General features: G+C 64.2%; 17 protein-coding genes. 13 read left to right on the top strand and 4 right to left on the bottom strand.

Annotated elements, in window-relative coordinates:
- The first annotated feature begins 8 nt into the window (after window positions 1-8).
- The 4 genes from ehuC (FJ428_RS06095) to FJ428_RS06080 are packed head-to-tail and all read left to right on the top strand — an operon-like array spanning window position 9 to window position 2,891.
- On the top strand, window positions 9-737 hold the full coding sequence (gene ehuC / locus FJ428_RS06095; protein ID WP_140556261.1) for an ectoine/hydroxyectoine ABC transporter permease subunit EhuC: 729 nt from the start codon (window positions 9-11) through the stop codon (window positions 735-737).
- Window positions 734-1,393 (top strand): ectoine/hydroxyectoine ABC transporter permease subunit EhuD, encoded by a 660-nt coding sequence (ehuD, locus tag FJ428_RS06090; RefSeq protein ID WP_140499281.1) that lies wholly within the window; start codon window positions 734-736, stop codon window positions 1,391-1,393. The genes ehuC (FJ428_RS06095) and ehuD (FJ428_RS06090) overlap by 4 nt, the downstream gene beginning before the upstream one ends.
- Entirely contained in the window at window positions 1,390-2,169 is a 780-nt protein-coding gene (gene ehuA / locus FJ428_RS06085) for an ectoine/hydroxyectoine ABC transporter ATP-binding protein EhuA (protein ID WP_140499280.1), read from the top strand. The genes ehuD (FJ428_RS06090) and ehuA (FJ428_RS06085) overlap by 4 nt, the downstream gene beginning before the upstream one ends.
- Complete coding sequence (locus tag FJ428_RS06080) at window positions 2,166-2,891, top strand: GntR family transcriptional regulator (protein ID WP_140517353.1); 726 nt, start codon at window positions 2,166-2,168, stop codon at window positions 2,889-2,891. Before ehuA (FJ428_RS06085) ends, FJ428_RS06080 begins: the two co-directional genes overlap by 4 nt.
- Window positions 2,892-2,959: 68 nt before the next feature.
- Here the strand turns inward: FJ428_RS06080 and FJ428_RS06075 are convergent, their stop codons facing one another.
- From FJ428_RS06075 to FJ428_RS06060, 4 genes are all read right to left on the bottom strand, one after another.
- The gene (locus tag FJ428_RS06075; protein WP_224519038.1) at window positions 2,960-4,066 is read right to left on the bottom strand and encodes an alcohol dehydrogenase family protein; all 1,107 of its coding nucleotides are present in this window, start codon (window positions 4,064-4,066) and stop codon (window positions 2,960-2,962) included.
- A gap of 112 nt (window positions 4,067-4,178) precedes the next feature.
- Window positions 4,179-5,558 carry an aspartate aminotransferase family protein gene (locus tag FJ428_RS06070; protein ID WP_140499277.1) on the bottom strand — a complete coding sequence of 460 codons (1,380 nt, stop codon included), beginning with the start codon at window positions 5,556-5,558 and terminating at the stop codon, window positions 4,179-4,181.
- 32 nt (window positions 5,559-5,590) lie between these two features.
- Window positions 5,591-7,084, bottom strand: a complete 1,494-nt coding sequence (locus tag FJ428_RS06065) for an NAD-dependent succinate-semialdehyde dehydrogenase (RefSeq protein ID WP_140879258.1) — start codon at window positions 7,082-7,084, stop codon at window positions 5,591-5,593.
- 199 nt (window positions 7,085-7,283) lie between these two features.
- Window positions 7,284-7,775 (bottom strand): Lrp/AsnC family transcriptional regulator, encoded by a 492-nt coding sequence (locus tag FJ428_RS06060; RefSeq protein WP_140517347.1) that lies wholly within the window; start codon window positions 7,773-7,775, stop codon window positions 7,284-7,286.
- 84 nt (window positions 7,776-7,859) lie between these two features.
- On the opposite strand from FJ428_RS06060, the gene FJ428_RS06055 reads away from it, so the two are divergent.
- From FJ428_RS06055 to doeA, 9 genes are all read left to right on the top strand, one after another.
- The gene (locus tag FJ428_RS06055) at window positions 7,860-9,245 is read left to right on the top strand and encodes a PLP-dependent aminotransferase family protein (protein ID WP_140879078.1); all 1,386 of its coding nucleotides are present in this window, start codon (window positions 7,860-7,862) and stop codon (window positions 9,243-9,245) included.
- 221 nt (window positions 9,246-9,466) lie between these two features.
- Window positions 9,467-10,258 carry an ectoine/hydroxyectoine ABC transporter ATP-binding protein EhuA gene (gene ehuA / locus FJ428_RS06050; RefSeq protein WP_140499274.1) on the top strand — a complete coding sequence of 264 codons (792 nt, stop codon included), beginning with the start codon at window positions 9,467-9,469 and terminating at the stop codon, window positions 10,256-10,258.
- Window positions 10,259-10,351: 93 nt separating this feature from the next.
- Window positions 10,352-11,203 carry an ectoine/hydroxyectoine ABC transporter substrate-binding protein EhuB gene (gene ehuB, locus FJ428_RS06045; protein ID WP_140499273.1) on the top strand — a complete coding sequence of 284 codons (852 nt, stop codon included), beginning with the start codon at window positions 10,352-10,354 and terminating at the stop codon, window positions 11,201-11,203.
- Between the two features lie 208 nt (window positions 11,204-11,411).
- Window positions 11,412-12,071: an ectoine/hydroxyectoine ABC transporter permease subunit EhuC gene (gene ehuC, locus FJ428_RS06040; protein WP_140499272.1), complete on the top strand. Its 660-nt coding sequence runs from the start codon at window positions 11,412-11,414 to the stop codon at window positions 12,069-12,071.
- 16 nt (window positions 12,072-12,087) lie between these two features.
- Window positions 12,088-12,747 (top strand): ectoine/hydroxyectoine ABC transporter permease subunit EhuD, encoded by a 660-nt coding sequence (gene ehuD / locus FJ428_RS06035; RefSeq protein WP_140521357.1) that lies wholly within the window; start codon window positions 12,088-12,090, stop codon window positions 12,745-12,747.
- A gap of 5 nt (window positions 12,748-12,752) precedes the next feature.
- Window positions 12,753-13,529 carry an ectoine utilization protein EutA gene (gene eutA / locus FJ428_RS06030; RefSeq protein WP_140521358.1) on the top strand — a complete coding sequence of 259 codons (777 nt, stop codon included), beginning with the start codon at window positions 12,753-12,755 and terminating at the stop codon, window positions 13,527-13,529.
- Between the two features lie 28 nt (window positions 13,530-13,557).
- A complete protein-coding gene (gene eutB / locus FJ428_RS06025) occupies window positions 13,558-14,544 on the top strand; it encodes a hydroxyectoine utilization dehydratase EutB (RefSeq protein ID WP_140521359.1) in 987 nt (328 codons plus the stop codon).
- Entirely contained in the window at window positions 14,544-15,536 is a 993-nt protein-coding gene (eutC, locus tag FJ428_RS06020) for an ectoine utilization protein EutC (protein ID WP_140674408.1), read from the top strand. Before eutB ends, eutC begins: the two co-directional genes overlap by 1 nt.
- Window positions 15,537-15,674: 138 nt before the next feature.
- Complete coding sequence (doeA, locus tag FJ428_RS06015) at window positions 15,675-16,853, top strand: ectoine hydrolase DoeA (protein WP_140671112.1); 1,179 nt, start codon at window positions 15,675-15,677, stop codon at window positions 16,851-16,853.
- Window positions 16,854-16,856 lie beyond the last annotated feature (3 nt).

Below are 16,856 nucleotides of genomic sequence, written 5' to 3'. Positions count from 1 at the left end.
AGAAGCAGATGGGGATCCGCACGCTCGTTGCCATGCTGGTCGTTTCGCTGGCCGTGATCGCGGCGCTTGCGACGCAGGAGACGTACAGGCTGTTCCTACCGGGACTATTGCAGGGCGCCGTCCTGACGATCGAGATCGCTGTTCTCGGCAGCCTGCTGGCGGTCGTCATGGGCGTGCTCGCCGCGCTAGCGCGCATGTATGGTCCAGCGCCGCTCAGATGGCTGGCGACTGTCTATGTCGAAGTCTTTCGCGGCACCTCGGCGCTCGTGCAATTGTTCTGGCTGTTTTTCGTGCTGCCGCAATTCGGTGTCACGCTCGACGCGTTTCCCGTCGCGGTGCTGGCGCTTGGTCTGAATGTCGGCGCCTATGGATCCGAATGCGTGCGCGGTGCAATCCAGTCGGTCGCGCGCGGCCAATGGGAGGCGGGAACGGCGCTCAACATGAGCCGCGCGCAAATGCTGCGCCGGATCATCCTGCCGCAGGCCTTCGTCGCCATGATCCCGCCCTGGGGCAATCTTTTCATCGAGCTTTTGAAATCGACGGCGCTGGTTTCGCTGATCACGCTCACGGACCTCGCCTTCAAGGCGCAGCAGATGAACCAGAACACCTTCAAGACCATTCCCATCTTCACGCTGGTGCTGCTGATGTACCTCGCCATGTCGCTCACCGTTTCCATCGGCATGCGGCTTCTCGAAAGGCGGGCCTCGCTCGGCCTGGCGCGGGGGAGGGCGGCATGATCTGGGATTGGAGTTTTGCCGCGGAGATCCTGCCGGTGCTGGCACGCGCCGCCGTCGTCTCGATCGAGGCGACGCTGCTCGGCTTCGTCATCGCGGCTTTGCTCGGCCTGGTACTTGCGGTAATCCGTATCGCGGTGCCCTGGACCGGCTGGACGATCTCGGTGCTGGTCGAACTGATCCGCTCGACGCCGCTGCTCATCCAGATCTTCTTTCTCTATTTCGTCTTTCCGAAATTCGGCGTCGTGCTCGACGCATTCACGGCCGGTGTTCTGGCCATCGGCATCCACTACGCCGCCTATTGCTCGGAGGTCTACCGCGCGGGCTTCGACAACATCCATCGCGGCCAGTGGGAAGCCTCGATCGCACTCAACCTCTCCTCCTGGACGACCTTTCGCGACATCATCATCCCGCAGGCGATACCGCCCATCGTGCCGGCGCTCGGCAACTATCTCGTCGCGCTGTTCAAGGAGACGCCGCTGCTGTCGGCCATCGCCGTGCTGGAACTCATGCAGACGGCCAAGATCATCGGCTCCGAAACCTTCCGCTACACCGAACCGATCACGCTGGTCGGCCTGTTCTTCCTGGCCATGAGCCTGGTTTCGGCCGCGCTCATCCGTGCCCTCGAACGCCTGCTCAACCGAAGGACCGCGCGATGACCGAACAACCGATGGTCCGTTTCGACAATGTCTCGAAGCGTTACGGCGCGCTCACCGTGCTCGACGGGCTGAACCTCGAAATCGCGCGCGGCGAGAAGGTTTCCGTCATCGGACCGTCCGGTTCCGGCAAGACCACGGTCCTGCGCATGCTGATGACGCTGGAGACGATCAACGACGGCGTCATCTGGGTCGAAGGCGAGCCACTGACCCATATGAAGCAAGGCGGAAAGCTGGTGCCCGCCAATCTCGCCCACATCCGCCGCATCCGGGCGAAGATCGGCATGGTGTTCCAGTCTTTCAACCTGTTTCCACACATGACGGCGATGGCCAATTGCATCGAGGCGCCGATGACCGTGCTTGGCATGAAGCGGGCCGATGCCGAGGCACGGGCGGCCGAGCTTCTCGACATGGTCGGGCTGTCGCAGAAGAAGGATCATTATCCTTCACAGCTTTCCGGCGGCCAGCAACAGCGCGTCGCCATTGCAAGGGCGCTGGCGATGCGGCCCAAGATAATGCTGTTCGACGAGGTGACGTCCGCGCTCGATCCGGAACTTGTCGGCGAAGTGCTGCAAGTGATAAGGCAAATCGGCCGCGAGCATGATCTGACGATGCTCATGGTCACCCACCAGATGGGCTTCGCCAAGGAATTTTCCGATCGCGTCTGCTTCTTCTATCAGGGCAAAATTTGCGAGCAGGGGCCGCCGGCAGAGCTTTTCGGCGCACCCAAGAATGAGCGGACGCGACAGTTCCTGCACGCTGTCCTGGAGGCTGGATGACGCTTGATACGGATGCCTCGGCCAAGACCGTGCCGCCTTCGCGTCCGCTTTCGGCGCGCGAACGGTTCGAACGCATCTACCTGATCCTGCGCGACCGTATCTGCCTTCTCGATTATCCGCCGGGGAGCCGGCTCTCCGAGGAAGAACTCGCCCAGGAATTCGAGATCAGCCGCACACCGGTCCGACGCGTGCTGGCGCGGCTCGAGGCCGAAGGGCTTGTGCAATCGATCCACGGCGTCGGTACGATCGTTACCGACGTCGACATCGAGGAGTTGCAGCAGGTCTATCATCTGCGACTGGAACTCGCGCTGCTTGTCGGCAAGCTTTCGCCAATTCCCCGAACGGCGGTCGACCTCGATCGCATCCGAGCGCTCATCGCGCGCTGCGATTCCGATATGCTCAACCCGGATCAGCGTGCCTTTCTGCAGCTGAACATGGACTTCTTCACTGAACTGTCCGGCATGACCGGGAACCAGCCCCTGCGCGAAATAAGCGAAAGATTGTATTTTCAGGTTGCGCGCGTAGTCCTCAAGATGATGCCGCAACTCGGCCTTGTGGAGGAGTTCACGGCCTTCCGGCGCGAAATGGAGGAAGTGCTGGCCGCGGCGGAAATCGGGGATTGGGAATCGATCGGGCACATCAGGCGAGCCCATATCTCGATGAGCTTTCGGCGCATGGTGCGCCATGCCGGCCGACATGATGAATTTGACGGCAAGACCTGACGGTCGTCCTTTGGCACGGTGACGCAGCTTGTCATCCCGGCGCCGAGAAGCGCTGCTGCTCCGTCCTCTTATTTAGGGTGCCGCCGTTCAGCCACGGCATCAGGCACCACCACCAGCTTGCCGACGAAATCCTTGGCGATGAAATCGGCTTGGGCGCGGTGGAAATCGGAAAGTCTGTAGACGCCGCCGACCAGCGGCCGGATCTTGTCTTCCTCGATACAGCGCACGATACGGCGGAAATCCGCGCGTGTGCCCTGGCTCGAGCCGTGGAGCTGAAGCTGCTTGAGATACATGGTCCTGAGATCGAGCTGGACGACCGGGCCGGCGATCGCGCCTGCGGTGGTGTAGCGGCCCTCGGGCCTCAGGATGCGCAACAGATCGTTGAAGATCGCGCCGCCGACAAGGTCGGCCACGACGTCGATGGGCTGGCCGCCGGTCGCCTTGATCACGGCTTGCGGCAGGTCGGCCACGCCACGGGTGATCACGGCTTCGGCGCCGATGTCGAGCACTGCCTGCTCCTTGCCCTTGCCGACGACGGCATAGGGAATGGCTCCGCGCGCCCGCGCCAATTGCACGATGCCGGAGCCGACGCCGCCCGAGGCGCCGGTGACCAGCACGCGTTCGCCGGCCTTGAGCCCTGCACGTTCCAGCATCTGCTCGCCGGTGAGATAGGCGCAGCAGAAGGTGGCGAGTTCGACATCGCTCAAGTCAGTGTCGACGACATGGGCGTTCTCGGCCGGTACAGCCTGGTATTCGGCGTAACCGCCGTCGCGGCCGTGACCCATATAGTCAATGTCGGCGAGCGAATCGTCGTCGCGATTGTAGATCGAGAAATCGACCATCACTCGTTCGCCGATGCGTTCCGGCGAGACCCCTGCGCCAACGGCAGCGACGGTGCCGACCGTGTCGGTGCCCTGGATACGCGGAAAGGTCAGGGTGTTGCCCTGGCGCCGCCATGTCGACACGGCCCCTGCGTCCTCCTCCGTGCCATAGGCGCCCTGGCGAACCCAGACGTCGGTGTTGTTCATGCCGCAGGCGCTGACCTTGACCAGCACTTCGCCGGCGGCGGGCACAGGCACTTTCACGTCGGTGCGGTAGACGAGCTTTTCCGGGCCGCCGTGGCCGGTAAGCTGCACGGCCGCCATGGTGGCGGGGAGGGTGGGATGAGAGGTCATCGCGTTCACTTCCGAATACTTGTAGGTGGCGCTGCCCCTCACCTTTACCCTCTCTCCGTGAACGACGAGAAGGTGCCGGCAGGCGGATGAGGGGCAGCGCCGATCTCGGCAATTAGAGATTGGCGAACACGCTCTTCACGGCATCGGCGGTCTTGGCCACCACGGTGTCAGCCTCCTCGCGCGTCAGGCAAAGCGGCGGGGCGAAGCCCAAAATGTCGCCCTGCGGCATGGCGCGGCCGATGACCCCGCTTGCGGCGAGGGTCGTGGCGATCTGCGGTCCGATCTTCTGCGCCGGATCGAAGAACACACGGTCGTCCTTGTCGGCGACGAACTCGACCGCCGCCAGCATGCCGTCGCCGCGCACCTCGCCGACGTTTTTGTGGCCGCCGACGGCCTTGGTCAATTCGGCGCGGAAATAGGCGCCGGTCTCGCCGGCATTCCTCACCAGATCCATCTCATCGATCAGTTCGAGGTTGGCCACACCCGCGGCGACGCAGATCGGATGCGCCGAATAGGTCCAGCCGTGCCCCAGCGAGCCGAGCTTGTCGGAGCCCTGCACCAGAACCTGCCACATCTTGTCGGCGACGATGACGCCCGACAGCGGCGCGTAGGCGGAGGTCAGGCCCTTGGCGATGGTGATCAGGTCCGGCTTGATGCCGTAATGGTCGGAGCCGAACATGGTGCCCAGCCGGCCGAAGCCCGTCACCACTTCGTCGGCGACCAGGAGCACGTCGTACTTCTTCAGCACCGCCTGGATTTTCTCCCAGTAGCCGGCGGGCGGCGGCACGATGCCGCCAGTGCCGAGGATCGGCTCGCCGATAAAGGCGGCGACGGTCTCGGGGCCCTCGGCCAGGATCATCTCCTCGAGCTTGTCGGCGCAATGCTGCGAAAATTGCTCCTCGCTCATCGAACGGTCGGCGCGGCGGAAATAGTAGGGCGCCTCGGTGTGCAGGATCGGCGCGCGCGGCAGGTCGAAGGCATTGTGGAAGAGATCGAGCCCGGTCAGCGACCCCGTCATGATGCCGGAGCCGTGATAGCCGCGCCAGCGCGAGATGATCTTCTTCTTCTCCGGGCGGCCAAGCACGTTGTTGTAGTACCAGATCAGCTTGATGTTGGTTTCGTTGGCATCCGAACCGGAGAGGCCGAAATAGACCCTCGACATGCCCTTCGGCGCACGGTCGATGATCATCTTCGACAGCGTGATCGAGGCCTCGGTGCCGTGGCCGACATAGGCGTGGTAATAGGCGAGGTTCGTGGCCTGGGCGGCGATGGCGTCAGCGATCTTCTGGCGGCCATAGCCGACATTGACGCAGTAGAGGCCGGCGAAGGCATCGATACTTTTTCTGCCGTTGCTGTCCCAGACGGTGACGCCTTCACCGCCGGCCATGATGCGCGTCGGCGATTCACCGCGCGCGTGGGTGCCCATATGCGTCGAGGGATGGAAGAAGTGATCACGATCCCAGGCGGCGAGTTCGTTGGACTGGTCGAGCATTCTTTTGACTCCTTGAGGAACGTGGACGCGGCTTAAGCGACGTCCAGGCAAAGATATTTGAGATCGGTGAAAGCTTCGAGCCCCTGACGCGAACCCTCGCGGCCAATGCCCGACTGCTTGACGCCGCCGAACGGGATCGGCGCACCGGTGATCTTGACGCGGTTGATGGCGACCATGCCGTAGTCCAGCGCCCTGCCCAGGCGCTGCTGGCGGGCGCCGTTCTCGGTGACGACATAGGCGACCAGACCATATTCAGTGGCGTTGGCGCGCGCGGTCACCTCGTCCTCGCTGTCGAACGGCGTCACGGCTGCGACCGGACCAAACGTTTCTTCGCGCATGATCAGTGCCTCGTCAGATACGTCAGCCAGCAGCGTCGGCTGGTAAAACAACGGGCCGGCCTGGTGCCTTATGCCGCCAACGAGGCAGCGGGCGCCATGGGCGAGCGCGTCGGTGACCTGCTCCTCGACCTTCGTGACGGCGCGCTCATGCATCAGCGGGCCGATGTCGCTTTCGTCGGCAAGGCCATTGCCGGTCCGCAGCGCCTCGATGCGCTTGGCGAAGGCGGCACAGAAACGATCATAGATCGGCCGCTGGACATAGATGCGGTTGGCCGCGAGGCAGTCCTGGCCGGACGTGGCGAATTTGGCGTCGACGGCGATGCGCACGGCCTTGTCGAGATCGGCGTCGGCAAAGACGATCAGCGGCGCGTGGCCGCCAAGTTCCATAACCAGCCGCTTCATCGTCGGCGCGCTCTGGGCCGCGATCAGCCTGCCGATCTCGGTCGAACCGGTGAAGCTCATGGCGCGCACGCGCGGGTCCTCGCACATTCGCCCGACAATGATCGACGCCTTGCCTGTGACGACATTGAAGACGCCGGCGGGCAGGCCGGCGCGCTCGCCGAGTTCGGCCAGCGCCAGCGCCGAGAGCGGCGTTTCCGAAGAAGGGTGGGCGACGATGGTGCAACCGGCGGCAAGGGCCGCAGCCGCCTTGCGGGTCAGCATGGCGGACGGGAAGTTCCACGGCGTCACGACGCCGACGACGCCGAGCGGCTCGCGCCGCACCGTCATTTCCGCGTTCGCCAGATGGCTGGTTACGCTTTCGGCGTTGAGGCGCTTTGCTTCCTCGGCATACCATTCGACGAAGGAGGCGGCATAATCGATCTCGCCGAGCGATTCCTTCAAGGGCTTGCCCTGTTCCAGCGTCATCAGCAGAGCGAGGTCATCCTTCGCGGCGATGATGAGGTCGAACCATTTGCGCAGGATTTTCGAGCGCTCCTGCGGCAACAGAGCCCGCCAGGCAGGGAAAGCGCGCGCCGCCGCGTCGATCGCACTTGCCGTCTGGCGGCCATCGAGCGCGGCGACGAAGGCCACCGTGGCGCCGGTCGCGGGATCGGTGACCTCGAAGCTCTCCGCCGCCTCGCTTGCCGTCCAGTGCCCGTCGACATAGGCAAGCTCGCGCAGCAGCCGGCGGTCGGCGAGGCGGTCGAGCGCCTCATGGCGGTGCGAACGGGCAAAGTGCGCGGACATCATCGATTGCTCCCGATTGGGGTGACGCCGCAAGACTAGGGGCGTCGGCGCGAAGGATGAGGCTGTTTAGGTGCAGCTATATAGAGAGATTCTCTCTATTCGGCCGGAGAGCAGGACGATCTGTCTAGCCGCAGGGGTGGGGCGGGTGCTTTCGCGCGTTCTCCGAGCGTACGGTGCCAGATGAACGCTGGTTTCGATCTCAGGACTGCACCGGCAACAGATCGGCAAGCGGTAGCACGGTCTCGTCCTTCACCGTCTTGATGACGATGTAGGTGAAGTAGCGATCGATGCCGATTTCGCGTTCGAGCAAGGCATCGACCAGCCGCTGATAGGTATCGATATCGCGCGCCATCACCTTCAGAACGTAGTCGACGCCGCCGCCCACCGACCAGCAGGCTACAATCTCAGGTATGTCGCGGATGACACGCTCGAAGCGGTCGAAATCGGCCTGGCGATGGCTGGCCAGCGTCACCTCCATCAGCACGGTGGCGACGGGTGCGACGACGCGCATGGCAATCGAGGCATGATAGCCGGAGACGATGCCGGCCTTTTCCAGCTTGCGCAGCCGCATCCAGCACGGCGTCGGTGACAGGCCGACCTTGTCGGCCAGCGCCAGCTTGGTGATGCGCCCGTCACGCTGGATCGCGTCGAGGATTCTGAGGTCGATCGGGTCGAGTTTCGCGGCGGCCATCTGTATCCACTTTTTGGTCCCGCCGTACCATGACGGCGCATTATTTCGATTGTCAATTGCATTGATTTCGATCTCTAATAAGTCATGACATTATGGCAACCTGATCCCGCGCTCATCCGGCGGCCCGCCTACCAGTCGCTGGCCGACCAGTTCGCACGCGCCATTCATGATGGGCGGCTCGCCAACGGCGCGCGGCTGCCGACGCATCGCCGGCTGGCCGACGAGTTGAAACTATCGGTGCAGACGGTCAGTCGCGCCTATGAGGAACTGATTCGCCGCGGCCTGATCTCGGGCGAGATCGGCCGCGGCAGCTTCGTCCAGACGCAGCGGCGCGAGCCTGAGCCGCCCTATCTGCCGGAGCGGCTGGGCGAAGTGATCGATCTCTCGATCCTGAAGCCGGTCTGCGAGCCGATGCATCTGGAGCGGCTGAAGGAGGCGCTGGGCTGGCTGGCCGACAACCTGCCGTCGAGTTCGGCGCTGTCGTTCCGGCCCAACATGGTGTTTCCCCGTCACCGCGCCGTGGCGGTCGAGTGGCTGAAGCTGTGCGGTCTCGATGCCTCGCCGCAGAATATCAGCCTGACCAATGGCGCTACCGCCGGCATGACGGTGGCGCTGATGAGCGTGGCGCCGCCCGGCTCGACCGTCGCCACCGAGGCGATCGGCCACCATACGCTGGTGCCGCTCGCCCGCTATCTCGGCTTCAACCTCGAAGGCCTGCCGATAGACGGCAATGGCCTTATCCCGGAAGCGCTGGACGAGGCCTGCCGGATCTCCGACATCCGCGCCGTGTTCGTGCAGCCTTCGGTGATCAACCCGACGGCGACGCTGATGGATGCGGCGCGGCGCGAGCAGATTGCGGCGGTTGCGCGCAGGCACGACATAGCCATCATCGAGAACGATGTGTTGGGGCCGCTGGTCGAGGACCGGCCGCCGCCGGTCGCCGCCTTCGCGCCTGAACGCACGCTCTACGTCACGTCCTTCACCAAGATCGTGGTGCCGGGCCTGCGCATCGGCTATCTCGCCGCCCCCGACCGCTATGTCGCCGCGGTCGCCAACCGGCATCTGGTTTCCAACTGGATGGCGACGCCGCTGGTGGCGGAGATCGCCACCAAATGGGTGACCGACGGCACCGCGATGGAACTGGTGCGCTGGCAGCGCACAGCATTGCGGCGACGCCAGGACATCGTCGCCGAGGTGCTGGCCGGCGTCGACTATCGCACCCGGCGCGACGGACTGCATGTCTGGTTGCAGCTGCCCGCCGACCGTGCCGAGGAGAGCTTCGTCGCCCAGGCGCGCCTGCAAGGCGTGGCGATCGCGCCCGGCGCCTCCTTCCGCATCTCGCAAGCGCCCTGGCAACCGGCGGTGCGCATCTCGCTGGGCTCGACCACCGAGGGGGAACTGCGCGCCGGCCTCGGCGTTGTCACCAAGCTGCTGCTAGGCGACCCCGAGCATCTGCTGCTCGCAATCTAGCGAGATGTGCCGCTATCCAGACGATGCCGACCGCCAAAGGCGTCCCCGGTGCTGTCATTTTCGGTTCGACTTGATTTCGATCTCGGCACATTGCTAGGCACTGAATGTCTAAGAATTGTGCGGGATCAGAATAATTGTCATGATATTATTTTCCCAATTGACATGATTTGGCGGGTTCCGCATCGTTAAGGGCATAGGCTTCTCCAGCACGGGAAATTCGTTTGTCCGCATCCGCGCCTATCATCAAGGTCGATGGCATTTCGAAAAGCTTCGGCACTTTCAAGGTGCTGGACGGCCTGTCCATGCAGGTCATGCCCGGCGAGAAGCTGGCGCTGATTGGCCCGTCCGGCTCGGGCAAGACGACGATCCTGCGCATCCTGATGACGCTGGAGCGCATCGATGGCGGCCACATCCAGATCGACGGCGAGCATCTTTATCACATGGAGCGAAACGGCCAGCTGCTGGCTGCCGACGAGCGGCATCTGGCCAGGATGCGCCAGAAGATCGGCATGGTCTTCCAGCTGTTCAATCTGTTCCCGCACAAATGCGTCATCGACAATGTCACGCTGGCGCCGATGCTGACCAAGGGCACGCCGCGCGCTGCCGCCGAGAAGCGGGCGATGGAATTGCTCGACATGGTCGGCATGGCCGACAAGGCCAAGGCCATGCCGGCACAGCTTTCGGGCGGCCAGAAGCAGCGCGTCGCGATTGCCCGCGCGCTGGCACTGTCGCCCCGGATCATGCTGTTCGACGAGGTCACCTCGGCGCTCGATCCCGAACTGGTCGAGGAGGTGCTCAACGTGATGCGCAAGCTCGCGGCCGAAACCGACATGACGATGCTGCTCGTCACCCATGAAATGGGCTTTGCCCACGACTTCGCCGACCGGGTGCTGTTCTTCGACCGCGGCCGCATCGTCGAGGAGGGCAAACCCGATGAGATTTTCCGCCATCCCAAACAGGAGCGCACGCAAGGTTTCCTGAAGAAGATCATCGCGGCCGGACATCGCGTCTGACCGCCATGCCAGAGGCGGCGACACCGTCCGCAAGGGCGGCATTGCCGTCCTGAAATGACTGCAACCAAGAACACAAACATGGAGTTGGGAACAATGAAAAAACTTGGCATTCTGGCCGGCGTCGCCGGTCTTGCGCTGACCGCGGTGCTCGCGGCCTCGAACATCGGATCGGCCGACGACAGCAAGCTCGAGCAGCTGAAGGCGCAAGGCTTCGCCCGCCTCGCCATCGCCAACGAGCCGCCCTACACGGCGGTCGCCGCCGACGGCAAGGTTTCGGGCGCCGCGCCCGACGTGGCGCGGGAAATCTTCAAGCGGCTGGGCGTCGCCGACGTCGCCGCCTCGATCTCGGAATATGGTGCCATGATCCCCGGCCTGCAGGCCGGCCGCTTCGACGTCGTCACCGCCGGCCTGTTCATGAAGCCGGAGCGTTGTGCGGCGGTTGCCTATTCCGAGCCGGTGCTGTGCGACGCCGAGGCGATGCTGGTGAAGAAGGGCAATCCGAAGGGCTTCAAGAGCTATGAGGATGTCGCCAAGGACACCTCCGCTACCATCGGCGCGCCCGGCGGCGGCACTGAGGAGAAGCTCGCGCTCAACGCCGGCGTGCCGCGTGACCGCGTCATCGTCGTGCCCGACGGCCAGAGCGGGCTGAAGATGGTGCAGGACGGCCGCATCGACGCCTATTCGCTCCCCGTCCTGTCGATCAACGATCTGATGAAGAAGGCCAATGACCCGAGCCTCGAAGTCATAGCACCCGTGCAGGGCGCGCCCGTCTATTGCGACGGCGCCGCTTTCAAGAAGGGTGACGAGGCGCTGCGCGACGCCTTCGACGTCGAGCTCGCCAAGATGAAGAAGTCGGGCGAGTTCGCCAAGATCATCGAGCCCTACGGCTTCTCGGCGGCGGCGGCGATGTCGACGACGCGCGACAAGCTCTGCGCGGCGAAATAAGCGCTTTTCCCTTCTCCCCGTCCACGGAGAGAAGGTGGCTGAAGGGCCGGATGAGGGGCAGCGCGCGTTTTTGCGAGCTTGGAGCCGCGCCTCATCCGCCTGCCCGTCCTTCGCGGCAGCTGCGCTGCAGCTAAGGAGGGTGAACCGGCAACTTCTCCCCGTGAGAGAGGAGAAGTTGCTAAAACCAAACGTTGGAAGCCTCTGATACATGACCCAATGGTCCGGCTATCTCGGCCTGATATTGCAGGGAGCGCTTGTCACCATCGAGCTGACGCTGATGGGGTCGGTGCTGGCCCTCGTGATGGCCTTCCTGGCCGGCATGGGGCGGCTGTCGCGCTTCTTCGCGTTGCGGGCGCTCGCCACCGCTTATATCGAGTTCTTCCGCGGCACATCGATTTTCGTACAGCTGTTCTGGGCCTATTTCGTGTTGCCCCTGGCGGGCGTCGAACTCACTCCGCTGCAAGCCGGCGTGCTGGCGCTGGGCCTCAATGTCGGCGCCTATGCGGCGGAAGTGGTACGCGGTGCCATCCAGTCGGTCGGCGCCGAGCAGTACGAGGCCTGCACGGCTCTCAATCTCGGCCGCTGGCAGGGCATGCGCCATGTCATCCTGCCGCAGGCGCTTCTTGTGATGCTGCCGACCTTCGGCAACAACGCCATCGAACTGCTCAAGGCGACATCCGTCGTCTCGCTGATTTCGCTCGCCGATCTCACCTTCCAGGCGCAGGTGGTGCGCTCGCAGACCGGCAGCACGCTGATGCCGTTCACCACCATCCTGGTGATCTATTTCGCGCTCGCGCTCGTCATCTCCTGGGGCGTGCGGTCGCTGGAGCGGCGCATGGCGCGCGGCCTCGACGGAGTGCGCGTCTGATGGATTGGGCCCTGTAATGGATTGGGACTGGGATTTCGTCCGGCAGATCCTGCCGACGCTGATCGAGGGGGTGAAGATCACCATCCTGGCGACGGTGCTCGGCTCGGTGCTGGCGGCAATCGTCGGGCTGGGCATCGCACTGGCCCGCCGCTCGCCGAACAAGATGATGTCGCGCACGGTCGGCTGGGCGGCCGAATTCATCCGCGGCACGCCGCTGCTGGTGCAGCTCTACTTCATTTTCTACGTGCTGCCCGATTTCGGCATCCTGCTGCCGCCGCTGGTGGCCGGCGTCATCGGTCTTGGGCTGCACTACGGCACCTATACGGCGGAGGTCTATCGCGCCGGCATCGAGAACGTGCCGCGCGGCCAGTGGGAGGCGGCCAAAGCCTGCAATCTCAGCGCTCGCCAGACCTGGACCCACATCGTCATACCGCAGGCAATCCCGCCGATGATCCCGGCGCTGGCCAATTATTTCATCGCCATGTTCAAGGAGACGCCGCTGCTGTCGGCGATCACCGTGCTGGAGCTGATGAACCAGGCCAAGAGCGTCGCCAACACCTATTACCGCTATGTCGAGCCGATGACGCTGGTCGGCGCCTTCTTCCTGATCATCAGCCTTTTCTCGGTTATGCTGCTGCGCTGGCTGGAACATCGCTACGGCAAGATCGAAAGGTAGTTCCCATGAAGCCGCTTCCCGAAATCAGGCTGATGCCGACAAGGCCCGCACTCGAGGTGCGCCCGTTGGAAAAGCGCGTCGGCCTGATCATCCTGGCCACCGACCACACCAGCGAGCCGGACTTCCGTCGCATGGTGGCGAGTGAGAGGATCGGCATCTATGTCGCCCGCATCCCCTATAAGAATCCGACCACACCTCAGAATCTGCGCAAGATGCAGCCCGAACTGACGGCTGGCGCGGCGCTGATCCTGCCGGACGAACCGCTCGATGCCATCTGCTACTCCTGCACGTCGGCCTCCGTGGTGATCGGCGATGCCGAGATCGAGGCGGCGATCCAGGCGGCCAAGCCTGGCGTGCCCGTGGTCACGCCGCCGATGGCGGGCGTGCGCGGACTGAGGGCTCTGGGCGCGAAGAGGATCAGTATTCTCACCCCCTACACCGTCGAGACGAGCCGGCCGATGGCGGCCTATTTCGCCGAACGCGGCTTCGAGATCGCCAGCTTCACCTGTCTCGGCTTCGAGGATGACCGCGAGATGGCGCGCATTGCGCCGGCAGCCCTCGTCGATCTGGCGTGCGAGGCGACTGACCCGCAGGCCGAGGCGTTGTTCGTGTCCTGCACGGCGCTGCGCTCGGCGCTGGCGGTTGCCGCGATGGAACAGGCTATCGGCCGCCCGGTCGTCACCAGCAACCAGGCGAGCGCGTGGAATTGCCTGCGACTGTGTGGCGATGATGTGCCGCGTCCGGAGTTCGGGCGGCTGACGACCTTGCCGCTTGGACAGTAAGGTCATGTCCTGCATGCACGAGCGACCCATGACGCACGCCGTCGCCCTTTCAGACATCCGCGCCGCGCGCCAACGCATCACCAGCAAGGTCGAGCCGACACCGGTCGTGCCATCCGAGAGCCTGTCGGAGCGGCTCGGCCTTCCCGTTCACCTCAAGCTGGAGCACCGCCAGATCACGGGCAGCTTTAAGCTGCGTGGCGCCTCGAACGCCATTGCTTCGCTCAATGCCGAGCAGCGGGCACGCGGTGTTGTCGCGGCTTCGACCGGCAATCACGGCCGCGCACTCGCCCATGCCGCCAGGCTCGAAGGCATGCGCGCGGTTGTCTGCATGTCGCGGCTGGTGCCTCGGAACAAGCTCGATGCCATCCGCTGCCTCGGCGCGGAAATCCGCATTGTCGGCGACAGCCAGGACGACGCGCAGCAGGAGGTCGAGCGGCTGGTGGCGCAAGAGGGTCTCGTGATGCTGCCACCCTTCGACCATCCCGACATCATCGCCGGGCAGGGCACGCTCGGGCTGGAGATCATGGAGCAGGTTCCTGACGCCGCTCTGGTGCTGGTGCAGCTCTCCGGCGGCGGGTTGGCCTCCGGGATTGCCGCAGCGGTCAAGGGCGTCAGGCCGAGCACAAAGGTCGTCGGCATCTCGATGGCGCGCGGCGCGGCGATGAAAGCCAGCCTCGATGCGGGGCGCCCGGTGCAGGTGGAGGAGCTGCCGACGCTGGCGGATTCGCTCGGCGGCGGCATTGGCCTCGACAACCGGCTGACCTTTTCCATGTGCCGAGACCTGCTCGACGACGTCGTGCTGCTTTCCGAAGACGAGATCGCCGCCGGCATCCGCCATGCCTATGAACAGGAGCGCGAGATCGTCGAGGGCGCCGGCGCGGTCGGTATCGCTGCGCTGCTTGCCGGCAAGGTGAAGCCAAACGGACCGGTGGTCGTTCTGCTTTCCGGTCGTAATATCGATATGAGCCTGCACAGAAAGATCGTTTGCGGCGAAGTAGTTGCGGAGCGCGCCTGATGAACCGGATGACCATCCTTACCGAGAAAGAACTACGCGAGATCGTAGCTCTCGATCTCGACGCCGTCGCTTGCGTCGAAAACGCCTTCCGGGCGCTCGCTACCCTGCCGGTGGCGATGCCGCCGATCCTGCGGCTCGACATCCCCGAGCATCGCGGCGAGGTCGACGTGAAGACCGCCTATGTGCCTGGCATCGATGGCTTCGCCATCAAGATCAGCCCCGGCTTCTTCGACAATCCCAAGCTCGGCCTGCCCAGCGTCAACGGCATGATGGTGCTGCTGTCGGCAAAAACCGGTCTGGTCGAGGCGTTGCTGCTCGACAATGGCTATCTCACCGACGTCCGCACCGCAGCCGCGGGGGCGGTCGCCGCAAAACATCTGTCGCGGCCGGATTCATCCATTGCCGCGATCTTCGGCGCCGGCGTGCAGGCCGGATTGCAGCTCGAGGCGCTGCGCCTGGTGCGGCCGATCGAAGAAGCTCGCATCTGGGCGCGCGACGCGGCCAAGGCGCAAGCCGCGGCCGGCGCCTTGAGCGAAAAACTGGGCATCGTGGTGCGCGCAGAACCGGATGCGGCCAAGGCGGCCGCCGGCGCCGACATCATCGTCACCACCACGCCCTCGACAGAACCATTGATCAAGGCCGGCTTCGTCTCGGCCGGCCAGCACATCACCGCCATGGGCTCGGACGCCGAGCACAAGAACGAGATCGCACCGGCAATCCTGCGCATGGCCGATCTCTATGTCGCCGACAGCGCAAGGCAGACGCGCCGGCTCGGTGAATTGCACCATGCCATCTCCGCCGGCGTGATGGCGGCGGACGCGGAGGTGGCCGAACTCGGTCAGATCATCGCCGGCGAACGGCATGGCCGGCGTGCGGCGGACGACATCACCATCGCCGACCTGACCGGCACCGGCGTGCAGGACACCGCGATCGCCACGCTAGCCCGTGACCGGGCCCGGGTCGCGAAAGCCGGAACCATTTTTGAAAGTTGATGCTGGCCGCAAGAGCATGATCCGGAAAAGTGGGAACCGGTTTTCCGAGGAGATCATGCTCAAACAAAAAATTACCTGGAGCCAGATTCAACGGAAGTTGAAGCGGGTTCCAGGGCCCAACAAACGAGGACCAACAAAATGCAACCGAATTTGAAATTCTCGCGAAGCGAGTATGCGGATCGCCTCGCCAAAACGCGGAAAGCCATGGCGGCGAAAGGCGTCGATCTGCTTATTGTCAGCGACCCCTCCAACATGGCCTGGCTCACCGGCTATGACGGCTGGTCCTTCTACGTGCATCAGGCCGTCATCGTGCCGCCGTCGGGCGAGCCGGTCTGGTATGGCCGCGGTCAGGACGCCAACGGCGCCAAGCGCACCGCCTATCTCGCGCATGACAACATCGTCGGCTATGCCGATCACTATGTGCAGTCGACCGAGCGCCATCCGATGGATTTCCTGTCGAGCGTGCTTGCCGATCGCGGCTGGGGCAAGCTGACCGTCGGCGTCGAGATGGACAATTACTGGTTCTCGGCCGCCGCCTTCGCCTCTTTGCAGAAGCACCTGCCCAATGCCCGTTTCGTCGACGCCACCGCGCTGGTCAACTGGCAGCGCGCGGTGAAGAGCCCGACCGAGATCGACTTTATGCGCAAGGCCGCCCGCATCGTCGAGGCGATGCACCAGCGCATCGTCGACAAGATAGAGGTCGGCATGCGCAAATGCGATCTCGTCGCCGAGATCTATGATGCCGGCACGCGTGGCGTCGACGGCATCGGCGGCGACTATCCAGCGATCGTGCCGCTGCTGCCGTCGGGCGCCGACGCCTCGGCGCCGCACCTGACCTGGGATGACAAGCCGATGAAGTCGGGCGAGGGCACGTTTTTCGAAATCGCCGGGTGCTACAACAGGTACCACTGCCCGTTGTCGCGAACAGTGTTCCTCGGCAAGCCGACACAGGAATTCCTCGATGCGGAGAAGGCGACGCTCGAAGGCATGGACGCGGGGCTCGCGGCAGCCAAGCCCGGCAACACGTGCGAAGACATCGCCAACGCCTTCTTCGCGGTGTTGAAGAAATATGGCATCGTCAAGGACAACCGCACCGGCTATCCGATCGGCCTTTCCTATCCGCCGGACTGGGGCGAACGCACGATGAGCCTGCGCCCCGGAGACCGCACCGAGCTGAAGCCCGGCATGACCTTCCATTTTATGACCGGCCTGTGGCTGGAGACGATGGGGCTGGAAATCACCGAATCCATCCTGATCACTGAGACGGGCGTCGAGTGCCTGGCCAATGTGCCGCGCAAGCTGGTGGTGAAGAATTGAAAC

It is taken from the genome of Mesorhizobium sp. B2-8-1 (assembly GCF_006440955.1).
Classification (GTDB): domain Bacteria; phylum Pseudomonadota; class Alphaproteobacteria; order Rhizobiales; family Rhizobiaceae; genus Mesorhizobium.
The sequence above is the reverse complement of the archived record's forward strand: the minus strand, read 5'-3'. Positions and strand labels throughout refer to the sequence as shown.